This is a genomic window from Methanosarcina sp. (assembly GCF_028693135.1).
Taxonomy (GTDB): Archaea; Halobacteriota; Methanosarcinia; order Methanosarcinales; family Methanosarcinaceae; genus Methanosarcina.
This window is the reverse complement of sequence record NZ_JAQUVZ010000081.1, coordinates 1-8,870: the sequence shown is the minus strand read 5'-3', so window position 1 is coordinate 8,870 and position 8,870 is coordinate 1. Positions and strand designations below refer to the sequence as shown.

The following is an 8,870-nucleotide window of genomic DNA, read 5'->3' as shown; positions in this document are numbered from 1 at the left end:
CGGTCTACAGCTTGGGGATGTAAACAGTACTGGAAGGGATGCATCAGAAATTGCAATATTCGCAGTAGCGGCACATACCACAGACCCAACCAGGGACCCTGCTATGATGGATCGTATCAACACGATGCGGGATATTTACATCAAAGCCATTCTTCTATTCGGCGGACTGTTGGTTTTGTTTCTCCTCTATCAGACAGTAGACCCTGGTGAATCGGCAAAACTCCTGGAAGATTTCACCGGAACTTACGGTTATGTTGCGGTTGGCGATATGGCAAGATACTATGCTTATACCTGCTTCTGGTTGCTATTCGGAGTTGCGATATTCTTTGGTTCGCTGAAAGCGAACAATTACCTTGTTGAAAATCAAATGCTATCTGTCCTCGACCAGGTGGCGTTTTCGAGCGACAGTATCGGGCTATACATAACTTTCGGGATATTGTGGCTCGTTTCCCTTCTATTCTTTGCATTACGGCTCGTGGTAATTGTAATTAGTGCTCACGTTTGGTATCTATATGGGCTCGGGTTTGGGTTCAAGAAAACAAGATGGGCGGCTCTACTTATTACGACTTATGAAACTGTGTTTATTTTCTCTCAGTTTTTCATCGTCTGGATTAGCTGCACGGTAGTAAGTTACACAACATCTCAAGAACTTGCCTGGTATAGTGTTTCGTTCGTTTACCTTGGCCTATTCTTGACTATCGTCCTCTCTGAAATTCTGTTTGTGACATGGCCTGTTTTCTGGAAGCTTTTGTCACCAAGAACGCTAACAACCGCAATTAGACTCGCGAGGTATATTTGATGGCTGATAATACACCAAATTCCCTGATCAAAATTGATACTCCTGTTACCGCTCGGTATGGAAAAAAACAGATTGGAATCTTTGTTTTTGCTGGAACTACTATAGTATTCCTGCTAGACCTGATTAGCAGGAATCCACACAACAATCCGCTTGTTATCGGGTGCATAACAGCAGCGTTCGCGATAGCAGGAACGGTTTACAAATGCGCGAGATCTAAAAACGCAATATATGACACTGAATTAAAAACGATGTTCAAAGCTAAGAACCTTGTAAAGAAAAACGAAATATATAAATATGACCCTAAAAACTCAGATCATAAGAAAACAGCATGGACCGGATTAGAAGGGGTGGACACTGAAGGGCATTTTAAATTTAGAAAAACGAAGGTGTATGAAAATAATTACTGTAGTCATGGGATAATTTGGTGTGTAACTCCTTCGGATTCCAATGATAGAGATTCATATTACAAAGGTATGGAATCTCTGTATAAATCAATCCCTGAAAGGTGCCTGCACAAAACGATAACTGCCCAGTCAAAACACCTTGCGAATATTAGCGCGGTCTATGAAAAAAAACTGAAAAATCCAAACTTGCCTCTAATTGTTAGGAATGGTTTTAGAGCTAAGAAAATGTTCTTCGATGAGATTAAAAATAGAGTCGGATGGATGCATGTAATCTTTTTAGGTATTGAATATATCCCAGACGATAAAGAAGCGAATGATAGATGTGACGAAGTAAGGGATAGATACGGAAAAGCACTCAGTATTCACGGTATTTCAGTAACTCCGGTGCTCGATCCAACAGAATACGGTATTATCTGCGCACAACTTGGAAGAATGGAGAACTTAGAGGGGATGATTTAAATGAAGTTTACAGGATACCTGGCAAAAAATAAGTTAACTGGTGGAGTAGTAAATACAATATTTAAGGTAAAGCAGGAAAAGAAGTTTAAAAAAGAAGATGAAACGAAGCACAAAAATGAGAAGATGCTGAAGGATGTAATTGATACCGCGCTTCCAGTTTCTTTCAAACCTTCAAAGGATGGGTTGTGGCTTGAAACTAATGATACTTTTATACAGTGTATGGTAATAGGCAGGATCAGCCCGAAGTATGGAGATAGGCAGGACTATCCTACAGAACTTGACCCCTGCTTTATGGATGAAATTTTTGAGATTGCAACAACTCCAGAAACCTGTATAGAGCTATGTCAGATCGTTTACCCTCTCAACCCTCTACACGAAAACGAAGCCCTCGAAACTGCCAGGAGAAATATACAGATAGCAAATGTAGTACAGGAAAATAAAGACAAGTTCCTGCGCCAACACGACGCTATTAATGATTTTGCAGCCGAAGGAATCCACGAATACCAAAAACAGCTCTATCACGGAAGTACAAAACTGTTTCACCATGTCTTACTCGTGGCGGTGCAGGGGCTAACAAAAAAAGCAGTCAAAAGGACTATTAAAAACATAGAGGACGTTTGTAATAGAAAAATAATCCAGCATGAAATACCACAGCGCGGAATGGCGGAAACATTCAGGTCTATGCAGCCAACTCCTTATGTTTGGGATTACTTGTTTAAGAAGTCGGTTCCTGCTGAACTATGTGCCAAAACTTCACTCCTGAGAAGTCCCGAACCTAAGATAGCAACAAAGGGCCGGATGCTCGGAATGAATACCAGGACAGGAAACCCGATTTATTACGATTTTGATGACCCGAATACAACAAATTCAAACGCTATAATCATAGCTCCTTCTGGATCTGGAAAGTCTGTCGAGCTCCTGAAAGACGATATTAGGGCTTTTCTTGATGGTGATAATGTAATCCATGTAGTACCTAAAAAGGATGGAAAAACCGATCACCTGAGAGTATGTAAAGCTCTTAACGGACAGCTCTGGAAGGTGGGGTTCGGCGGTCAAAATCCAAATATGTTCCAAGTATTCTTCGATCCTTCTGTAATGGATGATTCACAAGAAGGTTATCAGGCGGCGTATCTAGCCCACTTTACAATGCTCTTGGAATGTATAGGGCTTTTAATTGGGAGTGGATATTCAGACCAGCAAAAAAACTGGCTTACCCAGGCTCTCAGTGAATTATACGACGAGTTCCATGTAATTGATGGTAAGGGGGCTATCGTAATGGATAACGTTTCTAAGTGGAGTGAGGGGTATTTCTGGCCCAATTTCACAGACCTTAGAAACAAACTCGAAGGCTGGCTTAATGACGGTCAACATAAGAAAATGTCGGGTCCCATCGAAGCTCTGTATAACAATACTGCAATGCTGACACCTAACGGGCCTCTTGGATATCTTGTGAATAACAATGCTCTCGATCTGAGCAACCAGTTTATCATGGCTGACCTTTCAGCCCTTACAAGTGTTCCTAACGTGCAGGAAGCCCTTACAATGATGATAATGTCAGTTGTATATACTAAACTGGCAAATGCTAAACCGGGAGCTCCTATTAAGCGCACACTTCTTACCCTCGACGAAGGCGCAGACCTTGTTAAAAATCCCACTATGGAAGGTAGTATTGAGAAGTTCTTTAGGCAGGGGAGAGCGTGGGGGATGTACACAAAGGTAGTTTCTCAGGACCTAGCAGGCTTCCCTCGAACAATGCTTGACATGCTGAAAGCGAATACGGCTTATATCCTGCTTCTCGGAAACTGGCGGCCTGACAACGTGGGCCCTATTCAAAAAGAGTTTTTGCTTAATGATAATGATGTAAGCACTTTGATAACTCCGGGGAAAGGGTACGGACTTATAATCCTCTATGGTCACAAGATCCCCTATTATAACGCTCTTGATGACTTCGAGAACGCTGCGATACTAAACAAAGGCCCTCTAGCTAAAGAGATGAATAAGATGATTTACGGGCAAGAAATTGACCAAATCGAAGAAGAAAACGAGCCGATGCGTGGTGGAATCATGCTCAATCCTATGGTGTCTGAGGTAGTCCACGATCTCGAAGTATCCTGCAAGACCTGGTATAACACGGAGTTGAAAATTCAGGATTATCCAAATGGATACGAAAAAGAGACAGTGAGAAACCCATTCACCGGAATTAATACAGTAGTGTTTTATAAAAAATCTTTATTGGGTGAGGACGGTAAAATCAAAGGGCAGACTACAGAGCATTATTTTATGAATGCCCTCCTCGCCGGGGAATGTTGGCTTAATGGTGCGGAATCCGTGACAGTAGACGACAATTACGGGCAGGATCAGAAACCCGACGGAATTGCAGTTTTCCCCATGCCAAACGGCAAAAAATTCAAACTTGCCTGGGAATACGAGACAAGGGAATGCAAGCACAGCGTGAAGGACTTGCAAAATAAACGTGATGCTCTGGAATTGATGACTGATGCGTCCGGCGCGTCGTGCTTTGATCGAGTAATCTTCATATCTAAAAAGGATTATGTCCCACACCTCACGGCTGCGCTCGGTGACGATTACGTGCTAACTCGCGGCGCAGCAGTTTCCAAATTCATTGAAACCATAAAAGCACAGAATTCGCCTGCTCTCATACCTCAGCTTGAAGAAATGGCCATCGAGGCGGTCTAAATGTTTCCGGCACTGTCCCAGACTTATTATAGTCTGTTACAGACGGCCGGACATAATAGTCCAGCCTTATCTATGGACCCTTACGGGTACCATTTTGCCGGGTGCTCAGACCCGGCGGTTCCTTCGGTTGTTTCTGTGAAATCTTTTGATAGTGTGAGCGAAAAGTCAGTTAAGTATATAAATCTATCAAGCCTTTTTAATAATATGCAAGAAGACGAAAACGGAAGCGGTGAATATTATTCTCTAAACACTAATATCTGGAAACTATTAGAGATTAATAGAAAAAGCGATAGCAGAGGAAGAATTCACGTAAATGAAATAAACTTCGGAAAAGATATAAGGGTTTTTGTTTCAGATGTAAATCAAGAGCTAGAAACTTGCCAACACTATGTTTTATTACCTCATTCAATTTACACGGAAGTAAGAAAATCGAGAATAAAGGAACAAGTCGGGGGGCCTCTAAAAGTTCAATCCAGCGGTGATGTCTGGATGGGGGCAGGACATAAAAATAAATTTGTAAAAGTCTTTGTGAGGATTGATAAAGAATGATCGAATCGGTGACGGCAGCAGCTAAATTTAAAGCTCTCATAGCTGCCTTTTCTCTTCTGATTTTGGGCGGGATCCTTTACGAGCTAACCGGGGAGCATGGAGTACAAAGTACACCTGAAATAATCCAAGATGTAAAAACCGAAGATTTATTTACTAAAGATATTCAGCACAGGGCTGATCTCGTAGAAAATGCAGTAATGGAAGCAGTTAATCTGCAGGGAAAACAGAGTCCTCTCGTATATAAACAGACTTGTGAAAGTGTGATGTCCACGATAAGAGGAGAAAGACTTGATACAGAATATAACTATAATACGCTGGATGCTTCACAAAAGGAATTAGTACAGGAGTATAGAGACTATTTGCAGGAAGCGGCGAATGTGGTTATAGTTTGTGCAAGTGGTGAAACTCCGGACCTTACAAAAATGGAAGCTGCAAAGGCAGCTTTATCATAATTATTTTTTTTCTAAAATGAATTATCAAGGTGTTAACTTGAACTCTGAAGAATTTACATAATAAATGAATCCTCTTTTATTGAGTTGATCTAGTGTTTCTTCGGGATTTTGTATTCCAGTTTCATTTTTAATGTCTTCTACGGTCATTTTTCCTTGAGATTCAGATAACTTTCTTATTGCGTTTAGTATTGCGCGGAATTGTTCTCCATGTTCACTCATACACGTTCCTCCATACACTCGTATGCAATTGCCAATGTAACTAGATAATTAAGAATGTGTATAATTTTTGCTTTCAAGACCTTTATGGTGAGTAGTTGACTTTGATATACATACCCAATTGCCAATGTAACCATGAATTACATGTTAGAGAATTCTTTATTTTTTACTTCTTTTAGTTAACTATAAATACTAATAATTCCATAACATTACAACATGGCTTTTTTAAATTAAAGCTAAAGGCTTTTTATTTTAGACTCTCTTTCTCATTTCTAAGTTACATTGGCAATTGGGTATGTATATACCCTCTTACACCCTCTCTAGCCTTCTTTTCAAGTTTTCAAATCTATAATCCTGAAGTATAACTTCCATTAATGCCCCCGTATCTGCAAGAGGTCTTATCGCGTTGAATACTCCTCTCCTTCTCCCTCTTGATATCTTATTTACAGAGAGTACCCCCAACACGCTTAATTCGCCTAGATAATCATTTACTCTTCTCGGTTTCACAGGTTCAACTGATATTATCTCGCAAATTCTCAGGTATTCTGCGTAAATTTCAGATGTCTCCACAGACTCCTTATTTTTGCTATACTTCAAAGCACACGCTACGAGAACAGATTTTGTTTGCGTTGGCAACCCCCCAACAACCTCAAGTTGTCTATTCAATTCCATCCCTTCTTTCGCGGCTCTAACATCAATTTCTTCTATCATCTTACTGTTTCTCTGGTCTGCGATATCTCCCGAAGTCCTAAGTATATCTATTGCTGTCCTGGCATCTCCATTTTCCTGAGCTCCAAACGCAGCACAAAGAGGAATAACCATCTCTTCAAGAGATCCTTCAACAAATGCAGCATTAGCGCGGGATGTCAGGATATCGTTAAGCTGTTCGGCATCATATGGAGGGATGTATAACTCATTTTGCCCTAAGACGCTCTTGGTTCTTCCATTGAGATTATCATAAAAATTAGTATCATTCGTTATTCCTATAACGCAAACGTTGTTTTTCGTGAATCCACATTCCTTTATTCTGGCAATCTGGTTTATTATGTCAGGGTGCTTGAGCTTATCAATTTCATCAAAGATCAATAAAATAGGACCATCAAACTTGTCAACCAGCTTATAAAAATAATCAAAGTTCTTTGCCATTGTAATCCCAACAAGCTTTTCAGCATCGTGCATACTGTTTATAAGCGATTGGTTAATGTACTGCATCATAGGACTGGGGGCACTCAGAGTTTCACAATATATGTAAACCACAATAACTTTATTCCCTAGATTTTCAGCAGCTAAGGCAATTTCAGATGTAATAAGTTTGGTTAACATCGTTTTTCCAGTTCCAAAAGTTCCATAAATAAATAGGTTATCCGGTACTTTTCCGTCAATTGCTTCATGTAAAACAGTGAGATATTTGTCAATTACTTCATCTCTGTGTAGAACATCATCCAATAAACGGGGGTGATGTCCTTTTTTTAGAACATCTTTATCTTTGAAAACTGACGACCTTGTATAGAACTGAGTAAGCTTTTTAGATACTTCCATGTTTACACCTGCAATTTTAGTATATACTATTATTGCAAATGAAAGTATTTAAAACTTCCCAACTGTTACACAATATTATAAAAATAGAAAATTAAAAAAGAAAAATGGAAAAATTACAAATAAGTAACCAACCTTGAACCACTCACTTCTTCGCCATATCAGCAAGCATCTCTCCAAAATCCCTCTCTGCAACCTCAAGCGAGAAAATATACTGTCCGACTCCCTTTTCAATAATCCAAGGGGATTTTTCAATACTTTTCACCTTGTAGACTATCCCTTCATTTCCGGGGCAGTAGGCGAGGATTATACGCTTAAAAGAGGGTCGGACGTTGCTGATTTCTTAAAGAATTTCGCAGCGGAAGAAGAAAACGGCGAAGAAGAAGCAGATATCCAGGTTCCTGCTGAATCTGGACTGATTACTGATGAATTAGAGGCTTAATATACCTCCTTTTCAAAAGGCACTATACAGATAGCTGTATAGATTGGCGGGGAGTGCTCGCCAAAAATTAATTAATTCTCTTTTTTCATTTCCCATGATGACGGGATAAATAAATACACAATTATCATAACTCCGACTAAAATGTATATGAAATTATCATATGGTTCTGTTTGTTCTGGGAATATAAATGGAAGTTGAAATAAACCGACTATAAAAATTTGAAGTATTTTATTTAGATAGATAATGGTTTTGTTATCCATTTAATTCGCCTTCTTTTTCCTTATTATACGCTTCAGTTACAGCCTCTTTTCTCCACTTTGGTACATCCTCATTATATGGGCAGTTCACCGGGGGTCTTGCTACTTTTGACGGCACTAAAACGTTTAATGTGCATGGGTTCGCACATACATTACATTTCCAAGTTGTAGGCATTTTCTTTATCTCCATGTGCCCCATCAAGAGGCGTTTTACTAGATTCCTTTACGCAGTCAACTTATTTAAAGGTTACTAAGTAATTTACTTAGTATTTAACTTAGCAATACACTTAGTAAGTTTTAAATAGTTTAACTTCTATACGTACATATTACATGATAACGATAAACGTAACATTTGAAGGCGAACAAGAAGAGAAATTAGTAAAATTAAAAGATAAATCCGGTTTAAGCTGGCACGATTTTATTTTAGTGTCAAGTGGAGCAGTTAAGAGGAAAGATCTTTGGAAAATTAAAGTAAAGGAGGATTAAAACAATGCGCAAATATGAAAATAAAGTTGATAAAACTTCAAGTAATGCTGTTAGATGTGAAGAACCGGATAATAAACCAATTTTCATAGACCCTAAGAAATACCCTTCTCCGCATATGATTATCTATGAACCTGTAACCGATTATAAAGTGCTTGGAGAGGAAGAAAGGAAACTGGAATAAACAGCCATCATAAAAAATCACGGAGCCACAAACTATGATAAAAGATATACCAGATATAACCCTTACAGTAAACACTCCCGAAGAACTACCAGAAAATCTATTCAAATTTTACGACAGCCTCACGCGAAACGAACGTGTAATATCACTCTCGCAAATTGGCGGCGGGCTTGTCCAAGCAACAACAAAAGATGGAGATACCGGACTTTTCAGAAAAGATTTGATACCGAAACAAGGCAAGATGTATCTTTCATATCAAAAGCATTCGCCTCTTTTTGTAGAGTTTCCTGGGAAATTAGTAGTAATAGCGCCATGTGAATTTGAAGGGTGATCTTTCATGCAGTCTTTGAAAGTGGCACTGTAAAAGATTTATTAGATCTAGCAGAACAAGCTAA

General features: G+C 39.3%; 12 protein-coding genes. 9 read left to right on the top strand and 3 right to left on the bottom strand.

What is annotated here, in order from left to right; translation table 11 throughout:
* The 5 genes from PHF18_RS17835 to PHF18_RS17815 form a co-directional block, all read left to right on the top strand.
* Positions 1 to 799 (top strand): hypothetical protein (locus PHF18_RS17835; protein WP_300105034.1); only part of this gene is annotated, 799 nt, incomplete at its 5' end.
* Positions 799 to 1,662: a hypothetical protein gene (locus PHF18_RS17830; RefSeq protein WP_300105033.1), complete on the top strand. Its 864-nt coding sequence runs from the start codon at positions 799 to 801 to the stop codon at positions 1,660 to 1,662. The genes PHF18_RS17835 and PHF18_RS17830, both read left to right, overlap by 1 nt.
* Before the next feature lie 123 nt (positions 1,663 to 1,785).
* Positions 1,786 to 4,359 carry a hypothetical protein gene (locus PHF18_RS17825; protein WP_300105032.1) on the top strand — a complete coding sequence of 858 codons (2,574 nt, stop codon included), beginning with the start codon at positions 1,786 to 1,788 and terminating at the stop codon, positions 4,357 to 4,359.
* A gap of 204 nt (positions 4,360 to 4,563) precedes the next feature.
* A complete protein-coding gene (locus PHF18_RS17820; protein WP_300105030.1) occupies positions 4,564 to 4,908 on the top strand; it encodes a hypothetical protein in 345 nt (114 codons plus the stop codon).
* A complete protein-coding gene (locus PHF18_RS17815; protein WP_300105029.1) occupies positions 4,905 to 5,360 on the top strand; it encodes a hypothetical protein in 456 nt (151 codons plus the stop codon). Before PHF18_RS17820 ends, PHF18_RS17815 begins: the two co-directional genes overlap by 4 nt.
* Before the next feature lie 24 nt (positions 5,361 to 5,384).
* On the opposite strand, the gene PHF18_RS17810 is transcribed toward PHF18_RS17815, so the two are convergent.
* Entirely contained in the window at positions 5,385 to 5,579 is a 195-nt protein-coding gene (locus PHF18_RS17810) for a hypothetical protein (RefSeq protein ID WP_300105027.1), read from the bottom strand.
* A 306-nt stretch (positions 5,580 to 5,885) separates the two neighbouring features.
* Positions 5,886 to 7,115, bottom strand: a complete 1,230-nt coding sequence (locus PHF18_RS17805) for an AAA family ATPase (protein ID WP_300105025.1) — start codon at positions 7,113 to 7,115, stop codon at positions 5,886 to 5,888.
* A gap of 133 nt (positions 7,116 to 7,248) precedes the next feature.
* Here PHF18_RS17805 and PHF18_RS17800 point away from each other — a divergent pair, with 133 nt between their 5' ends.
* A complete protein-coding gene (locus PHF18_RS17800) occupies positions 7,249 to 7,554 on the top strand; it encodes a hypothetical protein (RefSeq protein WP_300105024.1) in 306 nt (101 codons plus the stop codon).
* Positions 7,555 to 7,806: 252 nt separating this feature from the next.
* On the opposite strand, the gene PHF18_RS17795 is transcribed toward PHF18_RS17800, so the two are convergent.
* Positions 7,807 to 8,001, bottom strand: coding sequence for a hypothetical protein (locus tag PHF18_RS17795; RefSeq protein WP_300105023.1), 195 nt, complete (start codon positions 7,999 to 8,001; stop codon positions 7,807 to 7,809).
* 140 nt (positions 8,002 to 8,141) lie between these two features.
* On the opposite strand from PHF18_RS17795, the gene PHF18_RS17790 reads away from it, so the two are divergent.
* Genes PHF18_RS17790 through PHF18_RS17780 form a run of 3 tightly spaced genes read left to right on the top strand, consistent with a single transcriptional unit; the run spans position 8,142 to position 8,806 of the window.
* Entirely contained in the window at positions 8,142 to 8,297 is a 156-nt protein-coding gene (locus tag PHF18_RS17790; protein ID WP_300105022.1) for a hypothetical protein, read from the top strand.
* Between the two features lie 4 nt (positions 8,298 to 8,301).
* Entirely contained in the window at positions 8,302 to 8,478 is a 177-nt protein-coding gene (locus tag PHF18_RS17785; RefSeq protein ID WP_300105020.1) for a hypothetical protein, read from the top strand.
* 34 nt (positions 8,479 to 8,512) lie between these two features.
* A complete protein-coding gene (locus tag PHF18_RS17780) occupies positions 8,513 to 8,806 on the top strand; it encodes a hypothetical protein (RefSeq protein ID WP_300105018.1) in 294 nt (97 codons plus the stop codon).
* The last annotated feature ends 64 nt before the right edge of the window (positions 8,807 to 8,870 follow it).

What these genes read in the sequence shown, in the direction of transcription:
- PHF18_RS17825 (WP_300105032.1), top strand. Translation starts at nt 1,786, where the DNA reads ATGCTGAAGGATGTAATTGATACCGCGCTTCCAGTTTCTTTCAAACCT.
- PHF18_RS17780 (WP_300105018.1), top strand. Translation starts at nt 8,513, where the DNA reads ATGATAAAAGATATACCAGATATAACCCTTACAGTAAACACTCCCGAA.
- PHF18_RS17790 (WP_300105022.1), top strand. Translation starts at nt 8,142, where the DNA reads ATGATAACGATAAACGTAACATTTGAAGGCGAACAAGAAGAGAAATTA.
- PHF18_RS17820 (WP_300105030.1), top strand. Translation starts at nt 4,564, where the DNA reads ATGCAAGAAGACGAAAACGGAAGCGGTGAATATTATTCTCTAAACACT.
- PHF18_RS17805 (WP_300105025.1), bottom strand. Translation starts at nt 7,115, where the DNA reads ATGGAAGTATCTAAAAAGCTTACTCAGTTCTATACAAGGTCGTCAGTT.
- PHF18_RS17810 (WP_300105027.1), bottom strand. Translation starts at nt 5,579, where the DNA reads ATGAGTGAACATGGAGAACAATTCCGCGCAATACTAAACGCAATAAGA.
- PHF18_RS17785 (WP_300105020.1), top strand. Translation starts at nt 8,302, where the DNA reads ATGCGCAAATATGAAAATAAAGTTGATAAAACTTCAAGTAATGCTGTT.
- PHF18_RS17830 (WP_300105033.1), top strand. Translation starts at nt 799, where the DNA reads ATGGCTGATAATACACCAAATTCCCTGATCAAAATTGATACTCCTGTT.
- PHF18_RS17795 (WP_300105023.1), bottom strand. Translation starts at nt 8,001, where the DNA reads ATGGAGATAAAGAAAATGCCTACAACTTGGAAATGTAATGTATGTGCG.
- PHF18_RS17815 (WP_300105029.1), top strand. Translation starts at nt 4,905, where the DNA reads ATGATCGAATCGGTGACGGCAGCAGCTAAATTTAAAGCTCTCATAGCT.